An 18,745-nucleotide genomic window follows, 5' to 3' on the forward strand; every position below is an offset into this window, starting at 1 on the left:
GTCCCGTTGGAATTTTTAGTCGTCTCTCTCCACAAATTCTATTAGCTTCTCAATGGCTTGATCAATGTTGTTGCGTATTTCGGAGATTCGGGCTTCCATCATGTAGCAAGGAGCCGTTACGAGCTTAAGATCATTGTCTACCGCAATTTGCTGAACGGTTCTCATAACGGGTTGGGCGCCTACTGAAGAAAGTCCGTCAGAAATTCCTTGGATGTCATATGGGGAAGGAGCCTCGGTAGATCCAACGGTCATAGTTGCGTGCTGCTCCGTCCCTTGAAGCGCCTTGGCGACAACGGTCGGCCCCATACATAATGCTGCAATGGGTTTGCTCGAATTAACGGCTTCTCGTATGACGCGTTGTACTTCGAGGTCAATATCTGAATCCGGGCCGCTCAATGCCCACGTGTTTAGATTCTTTGCCGCACCAAATCCTCCAGGAATCACAAGCGCGTCGTAATCCTTCATTTGAAGTTCCGTAACGTCTTGGATATCACCTCGAGCAATGCGCGCGGCTTCAGTAAGTACATTCCTGCTTTCTTCCATTTCCTCCCCGGTTCGATGGTTAATCACGTGGAGTTGGGGCTTGTCAGGAGCGAAAAGTTGGTACTCAGCACCTCGCTCATCGATCGACAATAAGGTAAATACGGCTTCGTGTATTTCAGATCCATCATAGACGCCACTACCGGACAAAAGGACACCAATTTTCATAGGAAGATTCTATTTGCTGTGAATATAGAAATTGTACAGAAACGACTACTTTAAGAAAAACTTGAACCGTACTGTAATGAACATGGTCTCGGTTCGTCTTCCCTGTGTATGAGCGCTAATATTTTTTACGCTGAAGTTTACCCCTTGCGCGACAAGGTCTATCGCTTTGCCTTCTCCTTAATGAAGGTTGCGGAAGACGCGGAGGATGCGACGCAGGAAGTACTGCTCAAATTGTGGAGGAATCGTCAGAAACTTGCGGAATACCGGAACGTTGAAGCCTTTACAATGACAATGACCAAAAACCATTGCTTGGATAAGCTCAGGTTGAAGGACAATCAAACGGCTGAATTGAAGGTCGTTGTCACGGACAAATCCAAGAGTCCCCATGAAGTGGCAGAAGTCAAGGACGCAGCAAAAAAGGTATTAAAGCTCATGAATCAGCTGCCTGAACAACAGCGTCAAATTGTAATGCTCCGAGATGTTGAGCAATATGACTATAAGGAAATTGCAGAGGTGACTGGACTTGAGATCAACACAATACGGGTGAACTTATCTCGGGCCAGAAAGAAACTGAGAGAAGGATTGCTAAAAACGAACGCTTATGGACTGGACTAAAGTAGCCCAATGGCTTGAACGATATTATGAGGGTGACCTGTCCCTGGAGGAGGAAGCACAGCTTCGAGAGGCCATGAGTCATCCGGATCTTCCCGAGGAATGGATGCCGGAGCGAGATTACCTTTTGGGTTCAGCAGCGTTGGCCAAAGAAATTAAACTCTCAGATGATTTTGAAGCGGAGTTTCAATCGCTCCTTCGTGAGCAGCCCCAGAAGTCAAGCAGTCGACCCTTGTATTGGTTGGGTGCGGCTGCAGCTTCAGTTACGCTATTGCTGTCGGTCTTCTTTTGGCCACAAACGACATCGAGTAATGTAAAAGGCGGAGTGATTCAGTTTGCAGATGTGGCCGTTGCGGAACATGCAGTGAATGAGACGCAGAAGTCTTTGGTCATGCTTGAGACACAATTGGCCAGTGGAATGGAAGCTATGAAGTACTTGGAGTCCTTGGGAGCTCCTAAAGAAGTAGGCCATTTGAAGAAAATAGATGAAGTCAAACAAAAACTTGCAACAAGTAAATAACCACTAAACACTTAATAGAATGAAAAAGATAGTAATCATGGCGGTCGCACTCATGCTGAGTCCAATGGTATTTGGACAAACCGCCTCGGACGAACTGTTCGAACGTTATTCAGGAAAGGATGGCTATACGAGTATCCACATTACTCAGTACATGTTCCAGCTGTTTGCTGACTTAGATACAGACGAGGAAATGAAGGAATTCACGGATATGGCATCTTCCATCGACCGCATGAAGATCCTGACGGTAGACTCTGATTCTCTGCATCCAGATCGCGCTTCAGAGTTTTACACTGATGCAAGAAAAACGCTACCAATCAAGGAATACGAGGAATTGATGGTCGTTAAAGATGGAGATCAAACGGTTCAAATGCTCATCCAAGAGGAAGGAAAGATGGTCAGTGAATTTTTGATGCTGGTTAATGACAACACGGAAACCGTAGTCATTTCCATCACTGGAAACATCGACTTAAATCAGTTGGCCCGCATGTCGAGCAAAATGAATATCGACGGCCTTGAGAATTTGAAAGAACTCGAAGAAAACGATGAAGATTAAATCGAGATATAGCATTGTCCTTGCAGCAGTCGCTTTTGTGGCTGTTGCTTGGACTTCTTGCAGCACAACGCCCTCTGTTCAGCGCTACATTGTAGATCACGAAAACGAAGCGGGCTTTGCTAGTTTTACTGTGCCTGCCGACGTTCTGCAGATTCAAGAGGGAGCAGATGTAGATGAGGAAAGCGTGGAAGCGTTAAACAAGCTGAATAATCTGGTGGTTCTTCGATACGACATCGCCGACGGAACGCCTGAGCAATTTGAAGGTTACTTAGCCGAACTGCATACCTGCTTGAATCCGGATCGATACGAGGATGTTTTTATGATGAATACTGGAGAGATGCGGGTAAGCCTCAAAATCCAGAAAAAGAACCAGGAACGCTTGAGCGAGATTATAGCCTTGCTTGAGCAGAACGATTCTTTTTTACTTGCCCGCTTGACTGGAGACATTGAACCGGACAAATTAGCACGTCTGATACGCAAGATTGATTATCAATCTATGATGGATAATGAGCAGCTTAAAGGACTCATTCCGTCATAATATGAACAATTGTTGATAACTAGTGTGAATTGCCTGTTCATAACATTGAACGTCGCCTCTATTTGCTAGTTGTCTGAAAATCACTATATTCCGAATGAGAAACAACAGCGGTATGAACTGAAGTTATCTCAAACGGACACGTTTGCTACGGTAACGTGACTGAACGAATAGGAGCTCATCTCGACTCGAGATCGGCTCCTATTTTATTTGCTTTTCGCCGGATTAAGATTCCTATATTTGATTTAGGCATCTATATCATTCGGCACATGAAAAAAGCTTTACTCTCCATTGGGGTACTCATCCTTGGACTACTGGCTCAAGGTCAAACGCTTCCCCCGACATCAAATTCCCAAACCGTCTGTGTTGGCTCTAGTGCAGTTTTGACTGCTTCAAGCACACAGCCCGGTGCAACGTTTACCTGGTGGGACCAACCTGCCGCTGGAACCCTCCTAGGGTCTGGCGCAACCTTTACCACCCCGCCACTGAGTACGGGTACAGTATTCTATGTTCAAGCAGAAGTTGGAGGCATTTCGAGTCTGAGAACTTCTGTGAGCACAAGTGTCGCCAATAACCCTACAGTAGGAGCAACTCAAGACACTATATATGCCTGTTCAGGGGACTTGGTTGCCGTATCGGCAACGATCAAGCAAAACACTGGTCAGGTTTCTTGGTATGATGCAGCTTCTGGCGGGACGCTGTTGGCAACCGGAAATACGTATACATTGCCCAGTATCCCTCCAGGAACTACAAGTTATTTTGCCGAAGCAGCCATTGGCAATTGCGTCAATCCGGTTCGCGCAGAGGTGATTGTGATTAATGTCGACGGACAGATTACGCCGACGATCTCGCCAACCAGCTTTTCCGTGTGTTTTGGCCAATCGGTAACCCTTACAGGAACCAGCAACGTTCCTGGTTTTGAGGTAGAGTGGTATACCGATCCAGTTGGCGGAACGCTTATTGGAACAGGGTCCCCATTTGTGTTTACTCCTCCAACAACCATGACTGTGTACGCTCAGATCGAACTGAATAATATTGCTTGTGATAATGAGGCTCGAGTACCCGTGGATATAACGGTGTTTCAACAATTACTCTCTCCAGCCAATCTGAGATGTACGGGATCAACACCTAGTTCGGTAAGTTTCGCTTGGGATCCAGTTCCCGGGGCGACCGGCTATGAGGTGAGCCTGGATGGAGGAGCCACTTGGATTCCAGCGAATCAGCCGCCGACAGCCCATGTTGTTTCAAGTCTTCCAGAAAATACGCAACAAACGCTACGCGTTCGAGCCCTAGATGGAACAAATGGTTGTCCACCAGGAAAAGAGACCACGGATAAAACCTGTGTTACTCTGAACTGCGGCCCTCTGAATGTCTCTGTTCAACCTTTATACGAGACCTGTGTGGGTGGGGAGGTAACCGTGGTGATCAACGGTATGATCGAAGGAATTCACGCGGTAAACGTAAACGGTACAGTTACTTCAGAGAGTGAGTTCACGTTTACGCCTTCGGCCGATACGACCTTGAATTTCATTGTGTTCAATTCCAATTACCCAGAATGTGACAGTGCTACGCTAACTTCAACGGTTCAGGTTTATGAGGTGCCCAGTGCCAACCCGACGGCTACCGCTCAAGACAGTGCGTTTCCGGGCGCTACAGTAAGCACCTATCTGTTTGAGGCCAATAGCGGTCCCAACGTAAGCTCATGGAATTGGGATTTTGGCGATGGAGCCAATGCAACGACTGAGAATGCTACCCATGAGTACAGTAACCCCGGGTCATATACGGTCACACTTACAGTGACGACCGATGATGGTTGTACGGCAACCTTCACCTTGACGGCTACGGTGGAAGTGTTTGAAGTCCCTGAGATCTTTATTCCCAATAGCTTTACTCCGAACGGGGACATGAATAACGATGTGCTCTACATATTTGGTGAATACGTGGAACTTCAACAGTTCATCATCTTCAACCAATACGGGGATGCGGTTTTCCAAACCTCTGATATCTCGGAGGGCTGGGACGGAACTTGGAAAGGGAAGGCACAGCCTGGTGGAGTATACGTCTACTCGGCCATTTTAACCGATTCGGTTGGGAACACATACCAGGAGCAGGGAACTATAACTTTGATTCGATAATTCTGAAGCTATGAAACGACTATTACTACTACTTTGTACGATCGGTCTTGGACTCACGGCTTCGGCACAAGACCCTCATTTTTCTCAATACTACAACACACCCTTGATTACCAATCCAGCCTTGGCTGGTCAATTTGCTGGAAAGCTTCGTGTTGGTTTGGTTTACCGCGACCAATGGTCCCAGATCCCCGATGCCTATGAGACGTTTGGCTTGGGCGTTGATGGGCGGATAGGCTCGAAATGGGGCTTAAGCGGACATGTGGTTCGACAAACAGCCGGTGTTGTAGGCTATGAACGCCTGGACGCCATGGCTGGAGTGAGTTATGATATCCTCGGTGAAAATGCTGGAGGACACCATATCGTGGGAGGTGCTCAAATCGGCATCATGAGTCATCAAATCGACTTGACCGAAGCGACATTTGGTTCACAGTATATACCGGGAACAGGATTTGACCCGGGTAACTCCGCTGGAGAAAATCTAGATGACAATTCGAATACCGTCTTGAATATGCACCTTGGGGCCCTTTGGTTTGTGGGTAAGCCAGGGCAGAAAATTGCACCGTTCGCAGGCGTTGCAGTCTTAAACTACCTTCAGCCAGATGCGAGTTTAGGAACGGCTGAAGATCGATTGCCTCTAAAAATCTACAGCCATTTTGGAGCTCGATTCCAACTGGGCGAGCGCTTCAGTTTGAGTCCTCATGCCCAAGTCCTCTATCAAGGTCCAGCCAACAGTAATTTGGTTGGAGTGAACGGGCACTTTGCCTTCAGCAATGAATTTGCCCTAGCCGCTGGAGTGGCTCATCGACTCGAAGAGTCTATCATTCCATATATAGGCTTTGATTGGCGAAGCTTCACCGTAGGTGCGAGTTACGATTTAGCCATTGGAGACATCAACGATGTCAATAAAAACAAGAGGTCCTTTGAACTGACCATCACGTACATCCTTCCCGGTTCCGAGATTGATGCCAAACCTGTGTGCCCACGCCTATAATTCCGATATCTGATGAAGAAATTACAATACCTATTAATTTTCGTCATAGGCCTCGGATATGCTGGGGTCGCTCAATCGTCCTACATCGATTACGGTGACCAGGCTTTTGAAGATCAAGACTACGACATCGCTGCTCAATTTTATGCCGCAGCCGCAACGGGAGACAAGAGTTTGTTACCCATTCGATACCCATATCAAAATACCATCGCTATTGGCGCCAAGCTGAACAAGGTGCAGAAGCTATACGCCACGAACCAAGCTGCGACCTCATATCGACTTCACTTTGATTACTTGAACGCCGCGACGTATTACGAGAAAGCTTTTGAGCTCGATGGGGGAGACACACCGGAAAACCGGTTCTGGTATGGCGTTTCACTACGCGCACAGGAGTCCTTGGATTCGGCTAAAGTTCAATTCGAACAAGTCTTAGCGGATTCGGCAAACCCCAATGCTGAAGCAGCATTTCAGCTAGCGTCTGTTGATCTGGCGATCGAAGGTATAGCACACCCTGAATTCGTCAACATTGGGCGCGTTAGTGACGCTGGTGTAAATGAAGGAGGATCTTCTAACTACGGAGCGGCCATGCTTGATGATGGCCAGTACCTTTTCACGACGACGAGGAATTTGTCGAAGAAGTTTAACGTCTACCTGCAGAGTGTTCAGGCAACTTCTGATTCTGGGGCAACGGCCATTCTAGAAGATGAGAAAGAGAAAAGACAGTTTGCCGGGGTAAGTTATAGCATGAGCACGCAACGCATGTACTTCAACACCTGGGAGACACTTGCTGACAAGAAGGAATACCAAATCGCATTCAAAGGAGTCAATGACGAGGAAATGACCGTTTTGGAAGGCTTGAGCACTCCAGATAGCCGTGATTTATATCCCTTTGTAAACGCAGATGGTTCTGTGCTTTACTTTGCTTCGGATCGAGCTGGAGGCAAGGGGGGAATGGACATATGGCAAGTAGCCCTCAATGCGGATGGAACGGTTTCTGGCAGTCCTAGTCTCATGTCGGGTGATGTGAATACGGACAAGGATGAAATTACTCCTCATGTGGATGGAGAAACCTTCTATTTTGCTTCCAATGGCCACCCTGGATACGGTGGATTGGATGTATTTAAGGCTTCTTCAGATGGATCAGAGGTTCAGAACCTCGGTTACCCCATCAATTCAACAGCGGATGATGCCTATTTCACACCAAGTCAGACCGCAGATAAGTACTACCTCAGTTCAGACCGAGAAGCGGGTTGTTGCCTTGAACTGTTTGAATACGAGCAGTATCACCTGTATGTTGACGGCGAAGTTCTGGAGAAATCTACCCAAGCACCCATCGATAGTGCCGATGTTTTCCTAGTGGACAGTATCACGGGAGATACTCTGGAGACCGCCTACACGGATGAAGAAGGCCATTATGAGTTCGAAGTTGGACTCAACCGCTCCTATATGGTGTACTCGAGCAAACCATTTTTCTCGACGGATTCAACAAGTGTCAAGACCGGTGATGTAAGCGAATACGAGGGAACAACGACTTTGGAGAATGAACCTCTACTCATTTACCCACTATCCTTCAAGCTGGCCGATGTCTATTTTGACTTCGACAAAGCAACGCTTCGTCCAGAATCCAATAAGACTTTGGACAGTCTGATCAACATTTTAAACATGTACCCCGAAATTCGCATCGAAATTGGCGGACATACAGATGCGATTGGATCTGAAGAGTACAATCAGAAATTATCACAGCGCCGCGCGCAAGCGGTGGTGGATTACTTAATTGAACACGGCATTACCATGGACCGTTTGGAGGCCATGGGATATGGAGAAACCATGCCGATAGCACCGAACCGCAATGACGACGGAACGGATAATAGAGAAGGCCGAGCTTTAAACAGAAGAACGGAATTCAAGATTGCTGATAATCAATAGATTGCGATGAAAAACTTGATTTTATGTATCGCCCTCACGGGCGGATGGCTGCTTAGTGCCCAAACGGAAGACAAAACACTGGTGGAACGCCTCGAAACGATGAGCGTTCGAAGTATCGGCCCGGCGGGCATGAGTGGACGTGTAACAACCATTGACGTTGTTCGGGATGATCCCAGCACCATCTATATAGGTACAGCCTCAGGAGGACTGTGGAAGTCCACAAGCGGAGGCACCTCTTGGGAGCCTATTTTTGACGATCAGGCCTCACTGAGTATTGGTGCCGTGGCCATTGCCCCAAGCAACTCTGACGTTCTTTGGGTAGGAACAGGCGAAGGGAACCCCAGAAACTCACAAAGCGCTGGGCGTGGGCTATTCCGTTCTATGGACGGCGGTCAGAACTGGGACTTCATGGGACTTCCAAATTCCAAAAATATTCACCGAATCCTCATTGACCCAAGAGATGAAAACACTGTGTACGTCGGGGCTCAAGGCCCTGCATGGGGTGAGTCCAATGAGCGTGGAGTGTACAAAACCACGGATGGAGGAGCTACCTGGGACCGCATTCTTTATGTAAATGATTCTACTGGAGTAGCGGACATGGTCATGGACCCTGAAAATCCGAATAAAATTCTGGTGGCCATGTGGCAATTTAAACGCTGGCCTTGGTTCTTTAAATCGGGAGGTGAAGGATCCGGTCTTTACGTAACCTACGATGGTGGATCAACGTGGGAAGAGCGTACGGATGAAGACGGACTCCCCAAAGGGGAGCTCGGCCGAATGGGATTAGCCATAGCTCCGGGTAAAACCAACGTGATCTACGCCCTGATTGAAAGCAAGAAAAACGCGCTTTACCGAAGCAACGATGGTGGATTCAACTGGGAAAAGGTCAGTGATAAGAACATCGGAAACCGACCGTTTTACTATGCGGATCTCTATGTGGATCCTTCAAACGAAAATCGAATCTACAACCTCTACAGCGTAGTCTCGCAGTCCGATGACGGGGGTAAGTCATTTCGAGTCATCATGCCTTATTGGGGAGCGGGAGTCCATCCTGATCATCACGCTTGGTATATCCACCCAGATGATCCCAACTTTATGATCAACGGAAACGATGGAGGAATGGCCATCACTCGAGACGGCGGTGAAAACTGGCGATTTGTCGAAAATCTTCCTCTGGCGCAGTACTACCACATAAATGTGGACAACGATATCCCGTATAATGTGTACGGAGGTATGCAAGACAACGGTTCATGGAAAGGGCCTGGTTACGTATGGAAATCAGGCGGAATCAGAAATGCCTACTGGCAAGAGCTCTATTTCGGAGATGGTTTCGACGTACTGCCGGATCCCAATGATAATCGCTATGCCTACGCCATGAGCCAAGAAGGGTATGTAGCTCACGTGGATACCAAGACTGGAGAGACTCGGAGTATTCGACCCGTAGATACCGATTCCATCAAGCTAAGATTTCACTGGAATGCAGCCATTGCTGCGGACCCCTTTGATGATCAGACCATCTATTTTGGAAGCCAATACGTGCACAAAAGTGCCAATAAAGGAGGCGCCTGGGACATCATCTCTCCTGACTTGACCACCAACGACCCTGAAAAGCAGAAGTACGGTGAAAGTGGAGGCTTGACGTTTGACGTAACTGGTGCCGAAAATCATACCTGCATCTTGGCCATAGAACCGAGCACTTTGGAGCGCGGTTTAATCTGGGTTTCTACTGATGATGGTCGTGTTCACGTGACCCGAGATGGTGGTTCTACTTGGACTTCTGTTGAAGGTAAGATCCCAAGCCTTACAGATGGTTCGTGGATGCCGCAGATCAAAGCCAGCCGTCACGATGCCGGAACTGCTTTTCTCGTGGTAAATGACTACCGACGGAATGATTGGGCTCCATACTTGTATAAGACTACTGACTATGGAAAATCATGGAAGAGCATGGTGGATGAGAAAGATTCCGTTCAAGGGTACGTGGTAAGTTTCCTTCAAGATCCAGTAGAACCTCGACTCATGTGGTTAGGTTCTGAAAACGGACTTTATTTTAGCCTGAACGAAGGGGCGGACTGGCATCATTGGACGCATAACATCCCAAATGTGCAGATTGCCGATATCGTTTTACAAGAGCGAGAAGCGGACTTGGTCATGGGAACCTTTGGACGCGCGGCATATGTCATTGATAACATTCGCCCTCTTCGGGCAATGGCGGCAGAAGGAGAAGCACTGCTTGATGAGCCTCTGGTACTCTTTGATGCGCCAACCTTCTATTTGGCGGAATACCAGCAGGCAGCAGGAACCCGTTTTGCCGCGGATGCGCACTACAAGGGCACTAACCGGGGAGAACGTGGACGGATCGCATACGTATTAAACGACACCATTGAAAAGCCGGATACCGTGACCGTCAAAATCTATGACGCAAAGAATGAACAGGTCCGGACCTTATATTGGACTCCGAAAGAATTCGGATTGAATATTGGCAGCTGGTATGGAGACCGAAAGGGAGTTCGCTCATTATGGCAAGACAAAACGGACAAACCTAATGAGCCCGGCACTTCTCAAGTGCTCCCTGGAACGTATACCCTTGAAATAAACTATGGAGATCACGCTGATAGCGCGTCCATCACCGTTGCGGCTGACCCTCGCTTGAGCTATACTCTTGAAGACTATAAAGAGCATGCCAAATGGGTCGATGAATACTTGGGTATCTATGAGCAGATGGTCGAAGTGGACGATCGTATGACCGAAACTGAAGATTTGATCGGTCAATTTATGAAGCTCATAAAATCCAACGTAGATACTACAATGAATGATGAGTTAGACAGCTTGAAATCGTCTCTTGGAGATCTCAAGGATAGCCTTCATGTGCTTCAGCAAAACGTTGAGTACGAAGACGACCGCGATGGATATATTGATGAACCTGAGGATGTAGAGGACATCATCTATCGGGCGTACAATCTGATTGAAACGACTCAAGGAGTTCCGGATGCTTCGGCTCGAGGGGCTCTTGACCGGGCCATAGAGCACGTAGCCATGGCAAAAGAGAATTTCAACGCTTGGTTGGTAGAGGAGTGGGCTCCCATATATGAATGGGCCAGTTCCATAGAATTCAAGTCCTATGAACCGATAGAGCCCGTGGAATGAGCGCTAGAATTTCCATTCTAGGGCTTCTCCTGACTCTTGTAGGGTGTAAGCCGACAGAACCTCTTCCAACAGTATCTGAAGTTGATATCGATCGGTATTCCGGTCTGTGGTACGAGATTGCGCGATTACCAAATTCTTTTCAGAAGAACTGCACTTGTACTACGGCGGAATACACCGTTGAAGAGGGATATGTCCGCGTGTACAACCGTTGTTGGAATACCGAAAAGAACAAGGAGATAAATGCCAGAGGGAAAGCGTTTCCCGTAAAGTCGACCAACAACGCTTCTTTAAACGTCCAGTTCTTTTGGCCGTTTAAGGGAGACTACAACATCATCTCGTTGGACGATCAGTATCAAGTAGCGATGGTGGGCTCCAAAAGTCGTAAGTACTTGTGGATTTTGAGCAGAAACCCCCAGCTTTCTCAAGAAAGGATGAGCGAGTTGTTGGACAAGGCAAAATCACTAGGGTTTCCGACGGAAAACCTGCTCCTCACAGAACATCCTTGTCCTAAGTAATGCCTCGCAGTATCAATCCGTATACCTTGAAGGTTTTGGCGGAGTATCAAGAACACTCCAGCGCCGAAGTAGACCTGCGTATCGAAAACGCTCACCAAGCGTTTCAGAATTTCCGTCGAACTTCATTTGCCAACCGATCTAAGTGGATGCTGCGCCTGGCTCAGAAACTTGTTGAACGGCGTGAACAACTCGCTCAACTCATGACGGCCGAAATGGGCAAGCCCATTACTCAATCTCGGGCCGAGATCTCCAAATGTGCTTGGGTATGCGAGTATTATGCTGAAAACGCATCTGAGTTTTTATCGGACCGTCACGTGAAGACAGACGCCCGTAAAAGCTATGTGACTTATGAGCCGCTTGGAGTGATACTCGCCGTGATGCCTTGGAACTTCCCGTTTTGGCAGGTCTTTCGTTTTCTTGCCCCAACACTCATGGCTGGCAACACCGCGCTATTAAAACACGCGAGCAATGTCACTGGATGTGCTCTTGAAATCGAGAATCTCGTTCGCGATGCTGGTTTTCCTGTGGGTGTCTTTCGCACTTTGATTTTGCCCGGTGCTCGGGTAGAGGAGGTGATTCAGGATTCACGTTGCCGAGGTGTTTCGCTTACCGGTTCTGGACCTGCAGGATCATCTGTTGCCGCACTGGCAGGTAAATATTTAAAGCCGTCCTTGCTGGAGCTAGGAGGGAGCAATCCCTTTGTCGTGTTTCAAGATGCAAATCTGGATCAGGCCATCGATTTAGCGGTTCAGGCGCGCATTCAGAACTCCGGACAGAGCTGCATTGCGGCCAAGCGCTTCCTGATCCATGAATCTATAGCTGATGAGTTTGTTTTGCGCCTCACGGCGCGATTCCAAAGCCTTCGGGCTGGAGATCCAACAAGCGAGGAATGTGATGTGGGACCACTAGCTCGTGTAGACTTAGCAGAAGAGTTGAGTGATCAGGTCCGCCGTAGTGTCGAAGAAGGAGCAGAGCTATTGCTGGGAGGCCATCGCGAGCAGGCTTTATTTGAGCCTACCATTCTTATTGGAGTCCGTCCGAATATGTCCGTTTGGCAAGAAGAAACTTTTGGTCCTGTTGCGGCGGTCATGACCTATACCGATAAAGAGGATCTGCTAGAAAAGGCAGAGCACCCGACCTTTGGACTCGGGGTCACCCTGTGTACCCAGGATGTTGAGCGCGCACTGGCATTGGCTCCTCACTTTAATGAAGGAGCCGTATTCATCAATGAGATGGTCAAGTCCGATCCTAGACTTCCTTTTGGAGGGGTAAAGGACTCCGGTTTTGGTCGTGAGCTTGGACGAGAAGGGATCTTGGCCTTTATCAATACCAAAACAGTTTTCGTCGGATAATTCGACGCGTTTGAAACAGTAAAACCCCCAGTCTGTACAAGACTTGAGCGTCATTTTCAAGTGTATTGGTAATCAGTGATTTAATTACTGTTTCAAATATTAATGTTAACTTAACAGATTCAAAGCACTCAAACCCAGCCCTCATGATCCAGTCTATTGAAAATCCGGATACTGTTAAAGAACTCTTAGATTCTGTGGTAACTCACCTCGAGAATCGCGGTTTTGAAAACATAAAAGCCGATCATCCAGACTACGAATCTCCGACTAAATTCATTCAGAAGAACGCAAATAGCGAACTGGTTCCGGATCTCACGGCTCAGCGCAACGGGAGTAAGTACTACTTTGAAATTGCCCAGAAGACGGACAACAAAGAGGAATTGGTAAGCAAGTGGAAGCTCCTGGCCACCATGGCACACATCAAGAATTCTCAATTCAAGGTTTTTGTCCCGCACGGGAGTATGCAATTCACACGTCGGATTCTCAAGCAGAACAACATTGACGCTGGTGTAGTCAGTATTTAAGGAAGTAGAGGCAAGTCCTCTACTTGAATAATACTGGCCTGATTCAAACCAAATTTTTGAACGGCCTTGTCCACTAAGTCCTTTCGTACCACCAGTACAAGTCGTTGGGAGCGGTTTTCTCTGTGCCAATGATGGATCACTTGATCCAATTCCGGACAAAGACCATCGCCCTTGATTTCTAATTTACCCACTTCATCTACAATGTTCCACAGAGCGGGTGCTGTAATCATGCCGGAAATCTCCAGCTTCATAGCGTCAAAGGCGCTTCTGAAGAAGTGATAACGTCCTATGGATAGGGTCTCTGAGCTCGACTCACGCGACTGCATCGGGATCTTTTTACTGGTTTTGCTCGAGGGGAGCAGGTGAACTTCTCGAAGATCATTGATGTCCGGAGTTAGAAATCCTCGGACATCGCTTCGTTTACCAAAATGATCGAGTAGAGCAGAGGTCTTACCGCTGATGATCGGACCCGTAAGAATCAGAATATTCGAAATCATAACTGAATACGTATTCGAGCCAAGTAATTAAGAAGGTTCGTAAAGTACGCTTTTCTGAAGCGATGGTTTCGCGGTAGGCGGCCCGAAATAGTGCCGATACAGCGGGCAAGAAGGAACGGATTTGCACAATCGACTGCTGATATTTTAATCTCCATGTGTCGGTTTTCCATCGCGCCGTGAGGCGCAGAATCGGGAGCACAACAAAAAACCAAGCAAAGGTGATCAAAGCAGCGCGTAGGAGACTGTCAAACGCGATTCCCCATGACCCCAGAGCCCATCCTTGGAGCAGGATGACAATCAACACAGCAAAGGCTATCCACACCCAGGCCGGTACGCGCGTCTTCTTTTTCGGGTCTGTTGGTAGTCGCAGATCTTCTGGCAGTGACCTCACGGAAAAAGAATATTCAACGATACCCTTATTGAGTATTCCTATGACGAGGCCGCCAAGGGCGTAGAAGAGTAAGAATCCTCCGACGAGTAGGCCAGAGGCGGGCAATTGATCAGAAGACCATCCCAGTTGGCTTCCAATTTGCCGGCCCAAGAGGTCAATGCTCGCCCATAGTTGAACGCCGAATAATACCGTGAGAATGATAACTTTTTGTATCGCGGAGAGTGTCACGGTTGCGAAGGTGAGCATCGCTGTTTTCAAGCCGAGATGGCGATTGGTCCTGAAGAGGATTAGTCCTGTGACAATCTGAATAGAAAGGGCGAAGTAAGCGCCCGGAGGGCTTTGAGGGGCCAGAAGGCCCTTTAAAATCAAAACGACAATTCCCGAAGAGACTATTTGCTTTCTTGGGTAGGGCGAGAAACGGGCGATCAGCCCGATCCAGAGTACAGCTAATCCGCCCACAAAGAGGCCGGTAAGCGGAAGCTTAAAAGCGTGTAGAAATCCACCAAGACCAGTTTCGGTCAGGACCCACATTGCCGTCAAGCGCTCAGTCACCTGAGCTCTGTTGAAATTATTGCTATTTTGGGTCCTCGCTAAATTTTCCATCCAATGCCCGCACCCCAGACTCCCGCAGAAATGGAAGCCATTATGGTCAAGAATCTTCCCGAAAGGTACGGGAAAACACTTGATCAATGGATAGAGGTATGTGCCGCTGCAGGTCTTGAGAAGAAGATGGAATTCGTACAATTCCTGAAGCAAGAACACGGTGTCAAACACGGCGAAGCTTATGTGTTGACGCAGATTTATTTCAATGGCGGAAAGCTCGTTTACGGCAATCCAGAAGCCCTCTTACAAGAGCAGTATAAAAAGGAAGAGCAACGAGAACTCTACGATTTTCTCAGTCTTCAAATCACCAAATCCTTTACTGAACCAATCAAGCTCGGTATTTGTAAAGGGTACGTCTCGGTTTTGGGCCACAAGCAGTTCGCTGTCATTTTGCCTAAGCGCGGTGGAATTTGGATTGGATTGGCGCTGGGCGATGAACCAACCAATGAACTTTTAAAAACGGCTAAGAACATCGGGGGAACCGATAAAATCAATCGCTACATCGCTATCGAAGACGAGGGTGATTGGTCGGAACAAACGGCCCATTATCTAGAGAAAGCATATCGATTTAACTCATAATCAGCACACATGACCCTAAGACGACTATTCCTATTGATTTGTGCCTGCGGCACGATGCTCACTTTTGCACAAGTTCCCACACCTGTCCAGAACAACGACTTCCCCGAACTCGAATGGCGTAATATTGGGCCATTTCGCGGAGGACGAAGTGCCGCTGTAGTCGGCCATCCTGAAGTTGCCGACCGCTTTTATTTCGGCTCCACCGGTGGCGGTGTTTGGCAAACCGATGACGCGGGTCAAACTTGGTACAACATTACAGACGGTCATTTCGGAGGCTCCATTGGCTCTATTGCAATTTCCGAATGGGATCCAAATGTTATGTACGTTGGAGGAGGAGAGGTAACGGTTCGTGGAAATGTGAGTTATGGTTATGGGGTTTATAAATCCACGGACGCCGGAAAAACCTGGAGTCATTCGGGTCTCCCCGAGTCACGACATATTCCGCGCATTCGCATTCACCCCAAGAACCCTGACCTAGTCTACGCAGCTGTTTTGGGCGACCTTTTTAAGCCCACCTCAGAGCGAGGGGTTTACCGATCTACCGACGGAGGAGAGAATTGGGAACAAGTCCTCTTCGCCAATGAAGACGCTGGTGCCGTCGACCTCTTTATGGACCCGACCAACCCTCGTGTTTTGTACGCGAGTACTTGGCATGTTCGGAGAACGCCATATTCCTTGATTTCAGGAGGTGATGGGAGCGACCTGTGGAAGAGCACTGATGGCGGTGACACTTGGGAAAAACTCAGCGATAAGCCTGGTTTTGCAGAAGGTCCTTTGGGAATCATTGGCGTATCTGCCTCCGCCTCACAACCGGATCGAATCTATGCCATTGTTGAAGCACCAGAAGGAGGGGTTTTCCGCAGTGATAATGGCGGAGAATCATGGAGAAGAGTCAATAAAGACCGATCACTACGTCAAAGAGCATGGTATTATTCAAGGATCTATGCACATCCTACCGACCCAGATCAGGTTTATATTATGAACGTGAGCTACCATCATTCCAAAGATGGAGGTCGCACCTTTGCATCCAGGAGAGCTCCTCACGGGGATCACCATGATTTATGGATTAACCCCAAGGACCCATCACGAATGATCATCGCGGACGATGGAGGAGGGCAAGTCACGTTAGACGGAGGCGCTAACTGGAGCACCTACTACAATCAACCAACGGCTCAATTCTATCGGGTTACAACGGATAATCATTTCCCGTATCGCATTTACGGAGCGCAGCAAGACAACAGCACCATCCGAATCTCAAGCTTTTCAGATGGATACAATATAGATGAATCAGATTGGCAAGAATCGGCGGGAGGCGAAAGCGCTCACTTGGCCATTGACCCCCGCAATAATGAGGTTGTTTATGGAGGGAGCTATGGAGGCTTTTTAACCCGTTACAATCATGCTAACAAACAAGGCCGAGTCATCAATGTCTGGCCCGACAACCCACTGGGCGCTGGTGTAGAGACCATGAAGTATCGCTTCCAATGGAACTTCCCAGTTTTCATTTCGCCACACAATCCCGACGTGCTTTACGCCGCGTCTAACCACCTTCACCGCTCAATGGATGGTGGTGGCTCTTGGGAAGTGATCAGCCCTGATTTGACTCGCAATGATAGCGCTCGAATGGTTTCTAGCGGGGGCCCTATTACCCAGGACAATACGGGCGTGGAATACTACTGCACGGTATTTGCAGCTGCGGAATCATCACGAGAGCCGGGCCTTTTATGGGCGGGATCCGACGACGGTTTGCTTCACGTGAGTCGCGATAATGGAGAGAACTGGGAAAATGTAACATCCAGCAAGCTTCCGGAATGGAGCATGATCAACAGTTTGGAGGTTTCTCCATGGGAAGATGGAGTGGTTTATTTGGCGGTTACCCGTTACAAACTCGGAGACTACAGCCCTTACTTGTATCGCGTCAGTAATTATGGAAAGCAATGGTCACTGATTTCTGAAGGACTTCCTGAAGATGATTTCACTCGAGTTATTCGGTGCTCACCCGAAAAAGAAGGTCTTCTCTTCGCTGGAACTGAACGCACCGTCTGGTACTCTCAAAACGATGGAGCATCTTGGGATTCACTCCAATTGAATCTTCCAATTGTGCCCATAACGGACTTGGCTCTCAAGTCTGGGGACCTGATTGCAGCTACCCAGGGTAGAAGTTTTTGGGTACTCGATGACATCTCTCCCTTGTATGCGGAGCACCAAAACGTAGAAGATCTGCGCTTATTGACTCCGAGTGATGCATTCCGCGTTGGGAGTTACGGACGAGGAAGTCGAACCACCGGTCAAAATAGGAGGTCTGGGGTATATGTGGACTATTTCGTTCCGAGCCTTGAAGATGAAGATACGCTAATCTTGAGCATTAAGGACGCCGATGGTGAACTCATTAAAACCTACAGTACCCATCCCCAAGAAAAGGAAGAGAAGCTGACTAAAGACTCGGGTTGGCAGCGCTTCGTTTGGAACATGCGCTATCCGGATGCCGAGGAGTTTGATGGAATGTGGATGTGGTATGCCGGCATGGGCGGCCCAATGGCACCTCCCGGTGACTATTCTGTATCGTTAACGCTAGGATCGTCTAACCTAGAGCAGCCTTTCACGCTACTTTCAGACCCTAGATCAGAATCAACGGATGAGGAGCTTGTTGAACAATTCGAGTTTTGCTGGTCCATTAACCGCAAGGTATCGGAAGCCCATGTGGCGATTCGAAACATCCGTGCCTTAAAAAAACAGATCTCCCTCGTCGAATCTCGCACTACTGAAGCGGACTCATCGATTTCAGAGTCTCTCAAGAGTCTTAAAAAAGGACTAAAAGATGTAGAAGAAGCGCTTTATCAAGTGAAGCTTTCCAGCAATCAAGACATGCTGAATTTTCCAATAAAGCTCACGAATAAGCTCGGTCATGTGGGAGCCATTTCACAAAACGGCAATTATCCGCCTACGCAACAAGCTAGAGAAGTGGCTGCTGAACTGACCTTAGAGGTCGATCAATTCCTTGAGCAGTTCTATGCGCTTATGGACAACGAAGTTTCAAACCTGAACGAAGCCATACTTGAAGCTCGTATCCCTTCATTGATGATTGCCCCTGAAGATACTTGGGAGCGATAATAAGAAGGTAAAAGAAAGGCGCTATCGCTGCTCGACTCGATCGTCAGGCGCAGTG

16 protein-coding genes are annotated in these 18,745 nt (G+C 48.1%); 13 read left to right on the forward strand and 3 right to left on the reverse strand.

The window, feature by feature from the left end; translation table 11 throughout:
• Positions 1-15 precede the first annotated feature (15 nt).
• Positions 16-708 (reverse strand): isoprenoid biosynthesis glyoxalase ElbB, encoded by a 693-nt coding sequence (elbB, locus tag HZ996_09285; GenBank protein ID QTN39323.1) that lies wholly within the window; start codon positions 706-708, stop codon positions 16-18.
• A 108-nt stretch (positions 709-816) separates the two neighbouring features.
• Here elbB and HZ996_09290 point away from each other — a divergent pair, with 108 nt between their 5' ends.
• From HZ996_09290 to HZ996_09340, 11 genes are all read left to right on the forward strand, one after another.
• Positions 817-1,323: an RNA polymerase sigma factor gene (locus tag HZ996_09290; protein QTN39324.1), complete on the forward strand. Its 507-nt coding sequence runs from the start codon at positions 817-819 to the stop codon at positions 1,321-1,323.
• Positions 1,310-1,840, forward strand: coding sequence for a hypothetical protein (locus HZ996_09295; protein QTN39325.1), 531 nt, complete (start codon positions 1,310-1,312; stop codon positions 1,838-1,840). The genes HZ996_09290 and HZ996_09295 overlap by 14 nt, the downstream gene beginning before the upstream one ends.
• Positions 1,841-1,859: 19 nt before the next feature.
• Positions 1,860-2,393: a DUF4252 domain-containing protein gene (locus HZ996_09300; protein QTN39326.1), complete on the forward strand. Its 534-nt coding sequence runs from the start codon at positions 1,860-1,862 to the stop codon at positions 2,391-2,393.
• Entirely contained in the window at positions 2,383-2,931 is a 549-nt protein-coding gene (locus HZ996_09305; GenBank protein ID QTN39327.1) for a DUF4252 domain-containing protein, read from the forward strand. The genes HZ996_09300 and HZ996_09305 overlap by 11 nt, the downstream gene beginning before the upstream one ends.
• A gap of 266 nt (positions 2,932-3,197) precedes the next feature.
• A complete protein-coding gene (locus tag HZ996_09310; protein QTN39328.1) occupies positions 3,198-5,063 on the forward strand; it encodes a gliding motility-associated C-terminal domain-containing protein in 1,866 nt (621 codons plus the stop codon).
• 10 nt (positions 5,064-5,073) lie between these two features.
• Entirely contained in the window at positions 5,074-6,054 is a 981-nt protein-coding gene (locus HZ996_09315; GenBank protein ID QTN39329.1) for a PorP/SprF family type IX secretion system membrane protein, read from the forward strand.
• Positions 6,055-6,066: 12 nt separating this feature from the next.
• Positions 6,067-7,977, forward strand: coding sequence for an OmpA family protein (locus HZ996_09320; GenBank protein QTN39330.1), 1,911 nt, complete (start codon positions 6,067-6,069; stop codon positions 7,975-7,977).
• Positions 7,978-7,983: 6 nt separating this feature from the next.
• Positions 7,984-11,121 (forward strand): hypothetical protein, encoded by a 3,138-nt coding sequence (locus HZ996_09325; GenBank protein QTN39331.1) that lies wholly within the window; start codon positions 7,984-7,986, stop codon positions 11,119-11,121.
• Complete coding sequence (locus tag HZ996_09330; GenBank protein QTN39332.1) at positions 11,118-11,636, forward strand: lipocalin family protein; 519 nt, start codon at positions 11,118-11,120, stop codon at positions 11,634-11,636. The genes HZ996_09325 and HZ996_09330 overlap by 4 nt, the downstream gene beginning before the upstream one ends.
• Complete coding sequence (locus HZ996_09335) at positions 11,636-12,988, forward strand: NAD-dependent succinate-semialdehyde dehydrogenase (GenBank protein QTN39333.1); 1,353 nt, start codon at positions 11,636-11,638, stop codon at positions 12,986-12,988. Before HZ996_09330 ends, HZ996_09335 begins: the two co-directional genes overlap by 1 nt.
• Before the next feature lie 143 nt (positions 12,989-13,131).
• Positions 13,132-13,509 (forward strand): hypothetical protein, encoded by a 378-nt coding sequence (locus HZ996_09340; GenBank protein ID QTN39334.1) that lies wholly within the window; start codon positions 13,132-13,134, stop codon positions 13,507-13,509.
• On the opposite strand, the gene HZ996_09345 is transcribed toward HZ996_09340, so the two are convergent.
• A complete protein-coding gene (locus HZ996_09345; GenBank protein ID QTN39335.1) occupies positions 13,506-14,006 on the reverse strand; it encodes a hypothetical protein in 501 nt (166 codons plus the stop codon). The two genes, HZ996_09340 and HZ996_09345, sit on opposite strands and share 4 nt — an antisense overlap.
• The gene (locus HZ996_09350) at positions 13,960-14,949 is read right to left on the reverse strand and encodes a hypothetical protein (GenBank protein QTN39336.1); all 990 of its coding nucleotides are present in this window, start codon (positions 14,947-14,949) and stop codon (positions 13,960-13,962) included. Before HZ996_09350 ends, HZ996_09345 begins: the two co-directional genes overlap by 47 nt.
• A 54-nt stretch (positions 14,950-15,003) precedes the next feature.
• Between HZ996_09350 and HZ996_09355 the strand changes: the two genes are divergently transcribed.
• Together HZ996_09355 and HZ996_09360 are read left to right on the forward strand one after the other, a co-directional pair.
• Positions 15,004-15,579, forward strand: a complete 576-nt coding sequence (locus HZ996_09355) for a DUF4287 domain-containing protein (protein ID QTN39337.1) — start codon at positions 15,004-15,006, stop codon at positions 15,577-15,579.
• 9 nt (positions 15,580-15,588) lie between these two features.
• Positions 15,589-18,690: a glycosyl hydrolase gene (locus HZ996_09360; protein ID QTN39338.1), complete on the forward strand. Its 3,102-nt coding sequence runs from the start codon at positions 15,589-15,591 to the stop codon at positions 18,688-18,690.
• Positions 18,691-18,745 lie beyond the last annotated feature (55 nt).

This window comes from Cryomorphaceae bacterium (assembly GCA_017798125.1).
In the GTDB taxonomy this organism is placed as follows: domain Bacteria; phylum Bacteroidota; class Bacteroidia; order Flavobacteriales; family ECT2AJA-044; genus ECT2AJA-044.

Excerpts from the sequence above, each read along its gene's own strand:
- elbB (QTN39323.1), bottom strand. The coding sequence starts at position 708 with ATGAAAATTGGTGTCCTTTTGTCCGGTAGTGGCGTCTATGATGGATCT.
- HZ996_09310 (QTN39328.1), top strand. The coding sequence starts at position 3,198 with ATGAAAAAAGCTTTACTCTCCATTGGGGTACTCATCCTTGGACTACTG.
- HZ996_09305 (QTN39327.1), top strand. The coding sequence starts at position 2,383 with ATGAAGATTAAATCGAGATATAGCATTGTCCTTGCAGCAGTCGCTTTT.
- HZ996_09315 (QTN39329.1), top strand. The coding sequence starts at position 5,074 with ATGAAACGACTATTACTACTACTTTGTACGATCGGTCTTGGACTCACG.
- HZ996_09325 (QTN39331.1), top strand. The coding sequence starts at position 7,984 with ATGAAAAACTTGATTTTATGTATCGCCCTCACGGGCGGATGGCTGCTT.
- HZ996_09295 (QTN39325.1), top strand. The coding sequence starts at position 1,310 with ATGGACTGGACTAAAGTAGCCCAATGGCTTGAACGATATTATGAGGGT.
- HZ996_09360 (QTN39338.1), top strand. The coding sequence starts at position 15,589 with ATGACCCTAAGACGACTATTCCTATTGATTTGTGCCTGCGGCACGATG.
- HZ996_09290 (QTN39324.1), top strand. The coding sequence starts at position 817 with ATGAGCGCTAATATTTTTTACGCTGAAGTTTACCCCTTGCGCGACAAG.
- HZ996_09300 (QTN39326.1), top strand. The coding sequence starts at position 1,860 with ATGAAAAAGATAGTAATCATGGCGGTCGCACTCATGCTGAGTCCAATG.
- HZ996_09320 (QTN39330.1), top strand. The coding sequence starts at position 6,067 with ATGAAGAAATTACAATACCTATTAATTTTCGTCATAGGCCTCGGATAT.
- HZ996_09355 (QTN39337.1), top strand. The coding sequence starts at position 15,004 with ATGCCCGCACCCCAGACTCCCGCAGAAATGGAAGCCATTATGGTCAAG.
- HZ996_09335 (QTN39333.1), top strand. The coding sequence starts at position 11,636 with ATGCCTCGCAGTATCAATCCGTATACCTTGAAGGTTTTGGCGGAGTAT.
- HZ996_09345 (QTN39335.1), bottom strand. The coding sequence starts at position 14,006 with ATGATTTCGAATATTCTGATTCTTACGGGTCCGATCATCAGCGGTAAG.
- HZ996_09340 (QTN39334.1), top strand. The coding sequence starts at position 13,132 with ATGATCCAGTCTATTGAAAATCCGGATACTGTTAAAGAACTCTTAGAT.
- HZ996_09330 (QTN39332.1), top strand. The coding sequence starts at position 11,118 with ATGAGCGCTAGAATTTCCATTCTAGGGCTTCTCCTGACTCTTGTAGGG.